We start from the raw sequence: 13,917 nt of genomic DNA on the forward strand, positions 1-13,917 counted from the left end.
TAATGGAGAACTTCTTTGGTCACCTGAAAGAAGAAATGTACTATCGCCGGAACTACAGGAGTGTGGAAGAACTGGAAAATGCCGTTAGCGAATACATAACTTACTGGAATCAAAAAAGAATAAAACATCAGTCTTGGGGGACTCAGCCCGGTAGAATACCGGACTGAGTATCAAAAAGCCGGTTAAATGAAACTGTCCAGGTTTTGGGGTTCAGTTCAGTCAGCGTCGCATCCGGCAATCAGCACCAGGCAATCACCATCAGCCACCTTTCACGCCCAGCACCTTATGGGCTTTTGCCACAATATTCTCGGCGGTAAAGCCAAAGAACGGGAACAGCTTATCCGCCGGAGCAGACTCCCCGTAACCCGTCATCCCGACAATCGCCCCTTTCAAACCAACATATTTGTACCAGTAATCGGCTATACCCGCTTCTACCGCCACGCGGGCCGCAACGTTAGAAGGCAACACCGACTCGCGATATTCCTCATCCTGGGCGTCGAAAATATCGGTCGAGGGCAGGGAAACTACGCGAACATTGCGACCTTCTCCCGCCAGTTTCTCTGCCGCTTGCAGGGTAATTTCCATCTCTGATCCTGTGGCAATCAAAATGATATCTGGCTTGCCGCCGCTGTCTTTCAACACATAACCACCACGAGCAATCTCTTTTACCTGATCCGGCGTACGTTCCACTTGGGCCAGATTCTGCCTTGAGAGGATCAGCGCCGTCGGCCCGTTGTGGCGCTCAACCGCCAGCTTCCAGCCCACCGCTGCTTCCACCTGATCGCACGGTCGCCAGGTGCTGAAATTCGGCGTTAAGCGCAGACTGGCCAGTTGCTCAACAGCCTGGTGCGTCGGACCATCTTCTCCCAGGCCAATCGAGTCGTGGGTGTAAACCATAATCTGCCGCGCTTTCATCAGTGCTGCCATCCGCGCGGCATTACGGGCGTATTCAACAAACATCAGAAACGTTGCGGTATACGGCACAAAGCCACCGTGGTGTGCAATGCCGTTGGCAATAGCAGTCATACCAAATTCGCGTACCCCGTAGTGAATATAATTCCCTGCGGGATCTTCCTTCAGCGACACAGACCCTTTCCAGATGGTGAGATTACTTGGGGCCAGATCCGCCGAACCACCGAGCAGCTCCGGCAGCATAGGGCCGTAGGCGTTAAGCGTATTTTGCGACACTTTACGGGTAGCGATTTTTGCCGGATTCGCCTGCAACTCATTGATATATTTCTGAGTCGTTTTCTCCCAGTCCTTTGGCAGACCACCGCTCATTCGGCGAGTAAACTCTTCAGCCAGTTGTGGATGGGCCTTTTTATAAGCGGCAAACTTCTCATTCCAGCTCTGCTGGGCTTTTTCACCTTTTTCGCGGGCATCCCAGGCGTGATAAATCTCTTTGGGGATCTCAAAGGGTGGATGATGCCAGCCCAGTTTTTGCCGTGCCAGCGCTACTTCTTCTTCGCCCAGCGGAGCGCCATGCGCCTCTTCCTTACCCGCTTTATTAGGCGAACCAAAGCCAATCACCGTGCGGCAGATAATCAGCGATGGTTTATCTTTCACGCTTTGTGCTTCAAGGATCGCTTCCTTAACCGCCTGCGGATCGTGGCCGTCGATCTCGTGGACAACATGCCAGTGGTAGGCTTCAAACCGTTTTGCCGTATCGTCGGTAAACCAGCCTTCGGTTTCACCATCAATCGAAATACCGTTGTGATCGTAAAAGCCGATCAGCTTGCCGAGTCCCAGCGTTCCTGCCAGCGAACAGACTTCATGAGAGATGCCTTCCATCAGACAGCCGTCGCCCATAAACACGTAGGTGAAGTGATCGACAATCTCATGATCCGGCTGGTTAAACTGCGCTGCTAGCGTGCGCTCCGCTATCGCCAGTCCAACCGCGTTCGCCAAACCTTGTCCAAGTGGACCGGTGGTGGTTTCAACACCTGGCGTATAGCCAATCTCCGGGTGACCTGGGGTTTTCGAATGCAACTGACGAAAATTTTTTCAGTTCTTCCAGCGGCAGGTCATAACCAGTCAGATGTAGCAAACTGTAGAGCAACATCGAGGCGTGACCGTTGGAAAGAATAAAGCGGTCGCGGTCATACCAGGTCGGATCGGTGGGGTTATGTTTAAGAAAGTCGTTCCACAGCACTTCGGCAATATCGGCCATGCCCATCGGCGCGCCGGGATGACCAGAATTGGCTTTTTGCACCGCATCCATACTGAGCGCGCGAATCGCATTGGCAAGGTCTTTTCGGGACATAAAACACTCCGTGGCTGGTTTTAGAATTTGGCGGCAAGAAGATCTTCCAGTTTGCGTTGATCAACGGCGAACAGGCGGATGCCTTCAGACAGTTTTTCTACCGCCATCGGATCCTGATTATGCTCCCAACGAAATTCCGCTTCGCTCATCGGGGAGGGGCGAGGGAAGGATTGCGATGCCGGGATCAGTTTGCGAACCACTGGCGAAACCTTTTCCTGCAACTCCTTCAGCAAATTCGGCGCGATGGTCAGACGGTCACATCCGGTTAACGCGAGGATTTGTTCGGTACGACGGAAGCTGGCACCCATCACAATGGTTTCGTAGCGATGCTGCTTATAGTAGTCGTAGATGTTGCGCACAGATTTGACACCCGGATCTTCCTCTACTACATACGGATCCATCGGTTTGCGCGCCTGATACCAGTCATAAATACGACCTACAAACGGCGAAATCAGAAAAACGCCCGCTTCTGCACAGGCCCGTGCCTGAGCAAAGGAAAACAGCAGCGTCAGGTTGCAGTTAATGCCTTCTTTTTCCAGTTTTTCTGCTGCGCGAATTCCTTCCCAGGTGGAGGCCAGCTTGATCAGAATGCGAGATCTCTCAATGCCCTGTTGTTGGTACAACTCCACGAGATGGCGCGCTTTTTCGATACTTTTTTCTTTGTCAAAAGAGAGGCGTGCGTCAACTTCTGTCGACACGCGACCGGGTACGATTTTGAGAATTTCTGTACCGAAATTGACTGCCAGTTTGTCGCAGGCCGCGACGACTTGTTGTTCCTGGGTCTTGCCATTTTTTTTACCCCAGGCAATAGCATCGTCTATTAAATGTTCATATTGTGATAAACCGGCAGCCTTGAGTAACAGCGAAGGATTGGTGGTGGCATCCTGGGGATGATAATGGCGAATGGATTCAATATCACCGCTGTCTGCCACGACAGTGGTGAACTGTTTGATGCCGTCTAACTCGTTCATAGGAAATACTCCTTGAAAAGTAAAGTGTTAGATGAGTGCGTTAATTCACACTTCTGAGAAATTTCGCTAAACGCATCAAAAAAGCATAGCAGACAGGCATGGTATTGCTGGATGAAGCAGGTAACATCAGTGTTATGGGATTATTACCAAAACATTATTTGATGGGGGAGAGTTTGGGCTTGCTCAGAGTCTCGACGCTCCGGCAAGGTAATAATGTGCGCCACGTTGTGGGCTGAGGCAGTTGCCCACACCTATTTTTGTGAACGTTACGTGAAAGGAACAACCAAATGGATGAGCAGTTAAAACAAAGTGCACTTGATTTCCATGAATTTCCTGTACCAGGAAAAATCCAGGTTTCTCCGACCAAACCTCTGGCAACGCAGCGCGATCTGGCGCTGGCCTATTCACCGGGTGTCGCCGCGCCTTGTCTTGAAATCGAAAAAGATCCGTTAAACGCCTACAAATATACCGCGCGCGGTAACCTGGTGGCAGTTATCTCTAACGGTACTGCCGTGCTGGGGTTGGGTAATATTGGCGCGCTGGCAGGCAAACCGGTGATGGAAGGTAAGGGCGTTCTGTTTAAGAAATTCGCCGGGATAGATGTGTTTGACATCGAAGTTGATGAACTCGACCCGGACAAATTTATCGAAGTGGTCGCCGCACTTGAACCGACCTTCGGCGGTATCAACCTCGAAGATATTAAAGCGCCAGAATGTTTCTATATTGAACAGAAACTGCGCCAGCGGATGAACATTCCGGTATTCCATGACGACCAACACGGGACGGCAATCATCAGCACCGCCGCCATTCTCAACGGCTTACGCGTAGTAGAGAAAAATATCTCCGACGTACGGATGGTAGTTTCTGGTGCGGGCGCAGCGGCAATTGCCTGTATGAACCTGCTGGTGGCGCTGGGCCTGCAAAAACATAACATCGTGGTGTGCGACTCAAAAGGCGTTATTTATCAGGGTCGTGAGCCGAACATGGCGGAAACCAAAGCGGCTTACGCGGTGGTGGATGACGGCAAACGTACCCTCGACGATGTGATTGAAGGCGCGGATATTTTCCTTGGCTGTTCCGGCCCGAAAGTGCTGACTCAGGAAATGGTGAAGAAAATGGCCCGTGCGCCGATGATCCTGGCGCTGGCGAACCCGGAACCGGAAATTCTGCCGCCGCTGGCGAAAGAAGTGCGTCCGGATGCCATCATCTGTACCGGTCGTTCCGACTATCCGAACCAGGTTAACAACGTGCTTTGCTTCCCGTTCATCTTCCGAGGCGCGCTGGATGTTGGCGCAACGGCTATCAATGAAGAGATGAAACTGGCGGCAGTCCGCGCGATTGCGGAACTGGCCCATGCCGAACAGAGTGAAGTGGTGGCTTCTGCGTATGGCGATCAGGATCTGAGCTTTGGCCCCGAATACATCATTCCAAAACCGTTCGATCCGCGTCTGATCGTCAAGATCGCCCCTGCGGTCGCTAAAGCGGCAATGGAGTCCGGCGTGGCGACGCGTCCGATTGCCGATTTTGACGTCTACATCGACAAGCTGACCGAGTTCGTTTACAAAACCAACCTGTTTATGAAGCCAATATTCTCCCAGGCTCGCAAAGCGCCGAAGCGCGTTGTTCTGCCGGAAGGGGAAGAGGCGCGCGTTCTGCATGCGACGCAGGAACTGGTAACCCTGGGACTGGCAAAGCCGATCCTTATTGGCCGTCCGAACGTGATCGAAATGCGTATTCAGAAACTGGGCTTGCAGATCAAAGCGGGCGTTGATTTTGAGATCGTCAATAACGAATCCGATCCACGCTTTAAAGAGTACTGGAGCGAATACTTCCAGATCATGAAGCGTCGTGGTGTCACTCAGGAACAGGCACAACGTGCGCTGATCAGCAACCCGACGGTGATCGGTGCGATCATGGTTCAGCGTGGTGAAGCCGATGCGATGATCTGCGGAACGGTGGGCGATTATCACGAACACTTTAGCGTAGTGAAAAATGTCTTTGGTTATCGCGATGGCGTTCACACCGCAGGCGCAATGAACGCGCTGTTGCTGCCGAGTGGTAACACCTTTATTGCTGATACCTATGTTAATGATGACCCAGACGCAGAAGAGCTGGCGGAGATCACGCTGATGGCGGCAGAAACTGTCCGTCGTTTCGGTATTGAGCCGCGTGTTGCTCTATTGTCGCATTCCAACTTCGGTTCTTCTGACTGCCCGTCGTCGAGCAAAATGCGTAAAGCGCTGGAGTTGGTCAGGGAACGTGCGCCTGAGCTGATGATTGATGGCGAAATGCACGGTGATGCGGCGCTGGTAGAAGCGATTCGCAACGACCGTATGCCGGACAGCACCTTGAAAGGTTCCGCTAATATTCTGGTGATGCCGAACATGGAAGCTGCTCGTATTAGTTACAACTTACTGCGCGTTTCCAGCTCGGAAGGTGTCACCGTCGGCCCGGTGCTGATGGGCGTGGCGAAACCGGTTCACGTGTTAACACCGATCGCGTCAGTGCGTCGTATCGTCAACATGGTGGCGCTGGCCGTGGTTGAAGCGCAAACCCAACCGCTGTAATTCTTCCTTAACTATCACGCTTACCCTGAGTAATTCGGGGTAAGCGATTTTTATATTATCAATACGTCTTACTGCTTTTACTAATAGCAAATAAATTACCCGACATAAAAATAAAGTAATATCTTTATATTTATTCATGTTCTGCATATGAAAGTTTATCTATCACGGTAAATATCTCTCCATTCTTAGTGATCTACCTCACCTTTTAAACGCGTTTGCCGAATTTTGTTATTTACTCTGACGAAAAATTGTCACGATACACGCACGTTTTTTTACAGGCGGCGACTCATGGACAAAGAACGCATCATTCAGGAATTTGTACCCGGGAAACAGGTCACGCTGGCGCATCTGATTGCGCATCCGGGTGAAGAACTGGCGAAGAAAATCGGCGTTCCGGATGCTGGCGCAATTGGCATTATGACGCTAACTCCCGGAGAAACAGCGATGATTGCCGGTGATTTAGCATTAAAAGCTGCCGATGTACACATCGGTTTTCTCGACCGCTTCAGCGGCGCATTGGTGATTTATGGCTCGGTGGGCGCAGTCGAAGAAGCGTTATCACAAACCGTCAGCGGTTTAGGGCGTTTATTAAATTATACGCTGTGTGAAATGACCAAAAGTTAATACGAGGCATTCATGAAGCGAATTGCGTTTGTGGGTAGCGTCGGGGCAGGAAAAACAACGTTATTTAATGCGTTGCAGGGAGATTATACCCTCGCCAGAAAAACACAGGCCGTGGAATTTAATGATAATGGCGATATTGATACTCCGGGTGAATATTTTAGCCATCCCCGTTGGTATCACGCCTTAATAACCACGCTACAGGATGTGGACATGCTGATATATGTCCACGGCGCAAATGATCCAGAAAGCCGATTACCTGCCGGGCTGCTGGATATTGGCGCCAGTAAACGGCAAATCGCCGTCATCAGTAAAACGGACATGCCGGATGCTGACGTCGCCGCAACGCGACAGTTATTGCTTGAGACTGGCTTTGAAGAGCCAATTTTCGCGCTAAACAACCATGACCCGCAAAGCGTGCAGCAACTGGTGGATTATCTGGCATCTCTCACCGAACAGGAGGAAGCAGGTGAAAAAACTCATCACAGCGAATGATATTCGTGAAGCACACGCGCGCGGCGAACAGGCAATGTCCGTGGTTCTGCGCGCCAGCATTATTACCCCTGAAGCGCGCGAAGTGGCGGATCTACTGGGTTTTACCATCACCGAGTGCGATGAATCGACGCCTGTAACGGCATCCGTTCCCGCCAGTGCATCAGCCGATAAAACCGAAAGCCAGCGCATCCGCGAAACCATCATTGCCCAGCTGCCGGAAGGCCAGTTTACCGAAAGCCTGGTCGCACAGCTGATGGAAAAAGTGATGAAGGAAAAGCAGTCGCTGGAGCAGGGGGCAATGCAGCCGAGCTTCAAATCGGTGACCGGCAAAGGCGGCATCAAAGTGATTGATGGCAGCAGCGTCAAGTTTGGTCGTTTCGATGGCGCTGAACCGCACTGCGTGGGCTTAACTGATCTTGTGACCGGAGACGACGGCAGCAGTATGGCCGCTGGTTTCATGCAGTGGGACAACGCCTTCTTCCCGTGGACCCTGAACTACGACGAAATCGACATGGTACTGGAAGGGGAACTGCATGTTCGCCACGAAGGCGAAACCATGATCGCCAAAGCGGGCGACGTGATGTTTATCCCGAAAGGATCCAGCATCGAATTTGGTACGACATCCAGCGTGAAATTCCTGTATGTCGCCTGGCCGGCTAACTGGCAATCCCTATGAAAGATTTCATCACCGAAGCATGGCTAAGAGCGAACCATACGCTCAGCGAAGGCGCAGAGATCCATCTCCCTGCGGACAGTCGCCTGACGCCCTCTGCCCGGGAGTTGCTGGAAAGCCGCCATCTGCGCATCAAGTTTATTGACGAGCAGGGTAGCCTGTTTGTTGATGATGAACAGCAGCAGCCGCAGCCCGTTCACGGGCTGACCAGTAGCGATGAACATCCGCAGGCGTGCTGCGAACTGTGCCGCCAGCCGGTGGCGAAAAAACCAGACACACTGACTCATCTGTCGGCGGAAAAAATGGTTGCCAAAAGCGATCCGCGCCTGGGTTTTCGCGCTGTTCTCGACAGCACCATTGCGCTGACAGTGTGGCTGCAAATTGAACTGGCGGAACCGTGGCAGCCGTGGCTGGTCGATATCCGTTCGCGTCTTGGCAACATTATGCGCGCCGATGCGCTGGGCGAACCGCTGGGCTGCCAGGCGATTGTCGGGCTTTCTGACGAAGATCTGCATCGACTTTCTCACCAGCCGCTGCGCTATCTCGACCACGATCATCTGGTGCCGGAAGCCAGCCACGGGCGCGATGCGGCGTTGCTGAATCTGCTACGCACCAAAGTGCGTGAAACCGAAACCGTAGCGGCGCAGGTGTTTATCACCCGCAGTTTTGAAGTATTACGCCCGGACATCTTGCAGGCGCTGAACCGCCTTTCGAGCACGGTTTACGTGATGATGATCCTGAGCGTAACGAAGCCGCCGCTAACGGTGAAGCAGATCCAACAACGACTGGGGGAAACGCAATGATTATTGAACGTTGTCGTGAACTGGCGTTGCGAGCGCCCGCCAGAGTGGTTTTTCCGGATGCGTTAGACCAACGCGTACTGAAAGCTGCGCAATATTTACATCAACAAGGTCTGGCAACGCCCATTCTGGTCGCCAATCCGTTTGAACTTCGCCAGTTTGCGCTCAGTCACGGCGTGGCGATGGATGGCCTACAGGTGATTGACCCGCATGGCAACCTCGCAATGCGGGAAGAATTTGCCCATCGCTGGCTGGCCCGTGCGGGCGAAAAAACGCCGCCGGATGCGCTGGAAAAATTAACCGATCCGCTGATGTTCGCCGCCGCAATGGTCAGTGCCGGTAAAGCGGATGTCTGTATCGCGGGCAATCTCTCTTCCACGGCAAATGTGCTGCGTGCCGGATTACGCATTATCGGTTTGCAGCCGGGCTGTAAAACGCTCTCTTCCATTTTCCTGATGCTGCCACAGTACAGCGGTCCGGCGTTGGGTTTTGCCGATTGCAGCGTGGTGCCGCAGCCGACGGCGGCACAACTGGCGGATATCGCGCTTGCCAGCGCCGAAACCTGGCAGGCCATCACCGGAGAAGAGCCGCGCGTGGCGATGCTGTCGTTTTCCAGCAACGGTAGCGCCCGTCACCCCTGCGTTGCCAATGTGCAACAGGCGACAGACATCGTCCGTGAACGCGCACCGCAGCTGGTGGTGGATGGAGAATTACAGTTTGACGCCGCCTTTGTTCCGGATGTCGCGGCGCAAAAAGCGCCTGCCAGCCCGCTACAGGGCCAAGCTAATGTGATGGTTTTTCCGTCGCTGGAAGCCGGAAATATTGGCTACAAAATCGCACAACGGCTTGGCGGATATCGTGCCGTCGGGCCATTGATACAAGGACTTGCCGCGCCGATGCACGATCTCTCTCGTGGTTGTAGCGTGCAGGAAATTATCGAACTGGCGTTGGTGGCAGCCGTACCGCGTCAGACAGAAGTGAACCGCGAAAGCAGTTTACAAACACTGGTTGAATGAACGGTCCCGTTCTGGACCCCTATAAAGAGGAAAACACAATGGAAGCATTAGGAATGATCGAAACCCGGGGCCTGGTTGCACTGATTGAGGCTTCTGATGCGATGGTGAAAGCTGCGCGCGTCAAACTGGTCGGCGTGAAGCAGATTGGCGGCGGCCTGTGTACTGCGATGGTTCGCGGTGATGTTGCAGCCTGTAAAGCCGCGACCGATGCCGGTGCCGCAGCGGCACAGCGTATTGGCGAGCTGGTATCCGTACACGTTATCCCGCGTCCGCACGGCGACCTGGAAGAAGTCTTCCCGATCGGCCTGAAAGGCGATAGCAGCAACCTGTAATCACCCTGTGTGACGTCGATTCGGGCGTCACGCTCTCTCCTTTTTCATTTTACCTTCCGCGGAGGGTAGGGGGAGCTTTTACCTGAAATACGCCACGGAGGCGGGTATGAAACTGGCAGTCGTCACTGGACAAATTGTTTGTACCGTACGCCATCACGGACTGGCGCATGACAAATTGCTGATGGTGGAAATGATTGATCCACAAGGTAATCCTGACGGGCAATGTGCCGTCGCCATCGACAATATTGGCGCAGGAACCGGGGAGTGGGTGTTGCTGGTGAGTGGCAGTTCCGCCCGCCAGGCGCATAAAAGCGAAACGTCACCGGTCGATCTGTGCGTGATTGGCATCGTCGATGAGGTGGTGTCTGGCGGTCAGGTTATTTTCCACAAATAAGGCAGAACATCATGAATCAACAGGATATTGAACAGGTGGTGAAAGCGGTACTGCTGAAAATGCAAAGCAGTGACACGCCGCCCGCCGCCGTTCATGAGATGGGCGTTTTCGCTTCCCTGGATGACGCCGTTGCGGCAGCCAAAATTGTCCAGCAAGGGTTAAAGAGCGTGGCAATGCGCCAGTTGGCGATAACAGCCATTCGTGAAGCAGGCGAAAAACACGCCAGAGATTTAGCGGAACTTGCCGTCAGTGAAACCGGTATGGGGCGCGTTGAAGATAAATTTGCCAAAAACGTCGCCCAGGCGCGCGGCACACCAGGCGTTGAGTGTCTCTCTCCGCAGGTGCTGACGGGCGACAACGGCCTGACCTTAATTGAAAACGCGCCCTGGGGCGTGGTGGCTTCGGTGACGCCTTCCACTAACCCGGCGGCAACCGTAATTAACAACGCCATCAGCCTGATTGCCGCGGGCAACAGCGTCATTTTTGCCCCGCATCCGGCGGCGAAAAAAGTCTCCCAGCGGGCGATTACGCTGCTCAACCAGGCGATTGTTGCCGCAGGCGGGCCGGAAAACTTACTGGTTACCGTGGCCAATCCGGATATCGAAACCGCGCAACGCTTGTTCAAGTTTCCGGGCATCGGCCTGCTGGTGGTGACGGGCGGCGAAGCGGTAGTGGAAGCGGCGCGCAAACACACCAATAAACGCCTGATTGCCGCAGGTGCCGGTAACCCGCCAGTGGTGGTGGATGAAACCGCCGACCTCGCCCGTGCCGCTCAGTCCATCGTCAAAGGCGCTTCTTTCGATAACAACATCATCTGTGCCGATGAAAAGGTGCTGATTGTTGTTGATAGCGTAGCCGATGAACTGATGCGTCTGATGGAAGGCCAGCACGCGGTGAAACTGACCGCAGAGCAGGCGCAGCAACTGCAACCGGTGTTGCTGAAAAATATCGACGAGCGCGGAAAAGGCACCGTCAGCCGTGACTGGGTAGGTCGCGATGCGGCGAAAATTGCGGCGGCAATCGGCCTTAAAGTTCCGGAACAAACGCGACTGCTGTTTGTGGAAACCACCGCAGAACATCCGTTTGCGGTGACCGAACTGATGATGCCGGTGCTGCCCGTCGTGCGCGTGGCCAACGTGGCGGATGCCATTGCGCTGGCGGTGAAACTGGAAGGCGGTTGCCACCACACGGCGGCAATGCACTCGCGCAATATCGAGAACATGAACCAGATGGCAAACGCTATTGATACCAGCATTTTCGTCAAGAACGGGCCGTGCATTGCCGGGCTGGGGCTGGGTGGGGAAGGCTGGACCACGATGACTATCACCACGCCAACCGGTGAAGGGGTAACCAGCGCGCGGACGTTTGTCCGTCTGCGTCGCTGTGTATTAGTCGATGCGTTTCGCATTGTTTAAGGAGTAACCGATGGCGCACGACGAACAATGGCTCACCCCACGTCTGCAAACGGCGGCAACGCTGTGTAACCAGACGCCTGCCGCGACGGAATCTCCGCTGTGGCTGGGGGTGGATCTGGGAACCTGCGATGTGGTGTCGATGGTTGTCGACCGCGACGGTCAGCCGGTGGCGGTATGCCTCGACTGGGCCGATGTGGTCCGCGACGGCATCGTCTGGGATTTCTTCGGCGCTGTCACCATTGTTCGTCGCCATCTCGACACGCTTGAGCAGCAATTCGGTCGCCGTTTTAGCCATGCGGCGACTTCATTTCCTCCTGGTACGGACCCGCGTATTTCCATCAACGTGCTGGAATCCGCCGGGCTGGAAGTGAGCCATGTGCTGGATGAGCCAACCGCAGTCGCGGATCTGCTGCAACTGGATAACGCAGGTGTAGTGGATATCGGCGGCGGCACCACCGGTATTGCCATCGTGAAAAAGGGCAAGGTGACGTACTCGGCGGATGAAGCCACCGGCGGACATCACATCTCTCTGACTCTCGCCGGAAATCGTCGTATTTCGCTGGAAGAGGCAGAGCAGTACAAGCGCGGTCACGGTGAAGAGATTTGGCTTGCGGTGAAACCGGTGTACGAAAAAATGGCGGACATTGTCGCCCGGCATATTGAAGGGCAGGGCATTACTGATTTATGGCTGGCGGGCGGCTCCTGTATGCAACCGGGCGTGGCGGAACTGTTTCGCAAACAATTCCCGGCGTTACAGGTGCATCTACCGCAGCACAGTTTGTTTATGACCCCGCTGGCGATCGCCAGTAGCGGGCGAGAGAAAGCGGAGGGGCTATATGCAAAATGAATTGCAGAGCGCGCTCTTTCAGGCGTTCGATACCCTGAATCTGCAACGGGTAAAAACATTTAGCGTCCCGCCTGTCACACTCTGCGGTCTGGGCGCAGTGAGCAGTTGCGGGCAGGAAACACAAACGCGCGGGCTGAAACATTTGTTTGTGATGGCGGATGGCTTTTTGCATCAGTCGGGGATGACCTCCGGGCTGATTCGCAGTCTGACCGTCAAAGGTATCGCTATGACGCTCTGGCCGTGTCCGGTGGGCGAACCGTGCATTACAGACGTGTGCGCAGCCGTGGCGCAGCTGCGTGAATCAGGCTGCGATGGTGTCATCGCGTTTGGCGGTGGCTCGGTGCTCGATGCAGCGAAAGCCGTAGCGTTGCTGGTGACGAATTCCGATAGCACGCTGGCAAAAATGTCAGAAACCAGCGTTCTGCAACCACGATTGCCGCTGATTGCCATTCCAACGACCGCCGGAACCGGCTCTGAAACGACTAACGTGACGGTGATCATCGATGCGGTAAGCGGGCGCAAACAGGTGTTAGCACATGCCTCGCTGATGCCGGATGTCGCGATTCTCGACGCCGCATTGACCGAAGGTGTGCCGTCGCATGTCACGGCGATGACTGGCATTGATGCGTTAACCCATGCCATTGAAGCGTACAGCGCGCTGAACGCCACACCGTTTACCGACAGTCTGGCGATTGGTGCCATTGCGATGATTGGCAAATCGCTGCCGAAAGCGGTGGGCTACGGTCATGACCTTGCCGCCCGCGAAAGCATGTTGCTGGCTTCATGTATGGCGGGAATGGCGTTTTCCAGTGCGGGGCTTGGGTTATGCCACGCGATGGCGCATCAGCCGGGGGCGGCGCTGCATATTCCGCACGGTCTGGCGAACGCCATGTTGCTGCCAACGGTGATGGAATTTAACCGGATGGTTTGTCGTGATCGGTTTAGCCAGGTTGGTCGGGCGCTGCGAACTAAAAAATCCGACGATCGTGACGCTATTAATGCGGTAAGTGAGCTGATAGCGGAAGTTGGGATCAACAAGCGGCTGGCTGATGTGGGTGCAACAACCGGGCATTACGGTGCATGGGCGCAGGCCGCGCAGGAAGATATTTGTCTGCGTAGCAATCCGCGTACCGCCAGCCTGGAGCAGATTGTCGGCCTGTACGCAGCGGCGCAATAAATGCCGGATGCGACGCTTGCCGCGTCTTATCCGGTCTACGGGATTGCACATGTAGGGCGGATAAGGCGTTTACGTCGCATCCGCCAGTGGCGCGGTGCAATTGCCGGATGCGACGCTTGCCGCGTCTTATCCGGCCTACAGGATTGCACATGTAGGGCGGATAAGGCGTTTACGTCGTATCCGGCCTACGGAACACACATATAGGGCGGATAAGGCGTTTCACGCCGCATCCGNCAATGGCGCGGTGCAAGTGCCGGATGCGACGCTTGTCGCGTCTTATCCGGCCTGGGGATTGCACATGTAGGGCGGATAAGGNGTTCACGCCGCATCCGCCAGTGGCGCGGTG

12 protein-coding genes and 2 pseudogenes are annotated in these 13,917 nt (G+C 54.5%); 12 read left to right on the forward strand and 2 right to left on the reverse strand.

The features are described from left to right. Positions 1-186: pseudogene (locus CRI63_RS15755) on the forward strand (IS3 family transposase); the annotation flags it as partial. A 72-nt stretch (positions 187-258) separates the two neighbouring features. On the opposite strand, the pseudogene tkt reads toward CRI63_RS15755, so the two are convergent. Further along, positions 259-2,263, reverse strand: a pseudogene (gene tkt / locus CRI63_RS15760) (transketolase). A gap of 20 nt (positions 2,264-2,283) precedes the next feature. Continuing rightward, on the reverse strand, positions 2,284-3,234 hold the full coding sequence (tal, locus tag CRI63_RS15765) for a transaldolase (RefSeq protein WP_135520050.1): 951 nt from the start codon (positions 3,232-3,234) through the stop codon (positions 2,284-2,286). Positions 3,235-3,521: 287 nt separating this feature from the next. Between tal and maeB the strand changes: the two genes are divergently transcribed. The 11 genes from maeB (at position 3,522) to eutG (ending at position 13,571) form a co-directional block, all read left to right on the forward strand. Beyond that, positions 3,522-5,801, forward strand: a complete 2,280-nt coding sequence (maeB, locus tag CRI63_RS15770) for an NADP-dependent oxaloacetate-decarboxylating malate dehydrogenase (RefSeq protein ID WP_130216808.1) — start codon at positions 3,522-3,524, stop codon at positions 5,799-5,801. Positions 5,802-6,089: 288 nt separating this feature from the next. Beyond that, positions 6,090-6,425: an ethanolamine utilization microcompartment protein EutS gene (gene eutS / locus CRI63_RS15775; protein WP_000356956.1), complete on the forward strand. Its 336-nt coding sequence runs from the start codon at positions 6,090-6,092 to the stop codon at positions 6,423-6,425. A gap of 12 nt (positions 6,426-6,437) precedes the next feature. Further along, a complete protein-coding gene (gene eutP / locus CRI63_RS15780; protein WP_135520052.1) occupies positions 6,438-6,917 on the forward strand; it encodes an ethanolamine utilization acetate kinase EutP in 480 nt (159 codons plus the stop codon). After that, positions 6,892-7,593 (forward strand): ethanolamine utilization acetate kinase EutQ, encoded by a 702-nt coding sequence (eutQ, locus tag CRI63_RS15785; protein ID WP_130216810.1) that lies wholly within the window; start codon positions 6,892-6,894, stop codon positions 7,591-7,593. Before eutP ends, eutQ begins: the two co-directional genes overlap by 26 nt. Further along, positions 7,590-8,393 (forward strand): ethanolamine utilization cob(I)yrinic acid a,c-diamide adenosyltransferase EutT, encoded by an 804-nt coding sequence (gene eutT / locus CRI63_RS15790; RefSeq protein ID WP_135520054.1) that lies wholly within the window; start codon positions 7,590-7,592, stop codon positions 8,391-8,393. The genes eutQ and eutT overlap by 4 nt, the downstream gene beginning before the upstream one ends. Then, the gene (gene pta, locus CRI63_RS15795) at positions 8,390-9,406 is read left to right on the forward strand and encodes a phosphate acetyltransferase (RefSeq protein ID WP_135520056.1); all 1,017 of its coding nucleotides are present in this window, start codon (positions 8,390-8,392) and stop codon (positions 9,404-9,406) included. Before eutT ends, pta begins: the two co-directional genes overlap by 4 nt. Positions 9,407-9,444: 38 nt before the next feature. Further along, positions 9,445-9,738, forward strand: a complete 294-nt coding sequence (eutM, locus tag CRI63_RS15800) for an ethanolamine utilization microcompartment protein EutM (protein WP_000387713.1) — start codon at positions 9,445-9,447, stop codon at positions 9,736-9,738. A gap of 106 nt (positions 9,739-9,844) precedes the next feature. Continuing rightward, positions 9,845-10,132, forward strand: coding sequence for an ethanolamine utilization microcompartment protein EutN (gene eutN / locus CRI63_RS15805; protein WP_000762196.1), 288 nt, complete (start codon positions 9,845-9,847; stop codon positions 10,130-10,132). A gap of 11 nt (positions 10,133-10,143) precedes the next feature. Further along, positions 10,144-11,547, forward strand: coding sequence for an aldehyde dehydrogenase family protein (locus CRI63_RS15810; protein WP_135520058.1), 1,404 nt, complete (start codon positions 10,144-10,146; stop codon positions 11,545-11,547). A 10-nt stretch (positions 11,548-11,557) separates the two neighbouring features. Beyond that, a complete protein-coding gene (eutJ, locus tag CRI63_RS15815; protein ID WP_032198692.1) occupies positions 11,558-12,394 on the forward strand; it encodes an ethanolamine utilization protein EutJ in 837 nt (278 codons plus the stop codon). Continuing rightward, positions 12,384-13,571, forward strand: coding sequence for an ethanolamine utilization ethanol dehydrogenase EutG (gene eutG, locus CRI63_RS15820; protein WP_135520059.1), 1,188 nt, complete (start codon positions 12,384-12,386; stop codon positions 13,569-13,571). Before eutJ ends, eutG begins: the two co-directional genes overlap by 11 nt. The last annotated feature ends 346 nt before the right edge of the window (positions 13,572-13,917 follow it).

Source organism: Escherichia sp. E2661 (genome assembly GCF_004745185.1).
Lineage (GTDB): Bacteria > Pseudomonadota > Gammaproteobacteria > Enterobacterales > Enterobacteriaceae > Escherichia.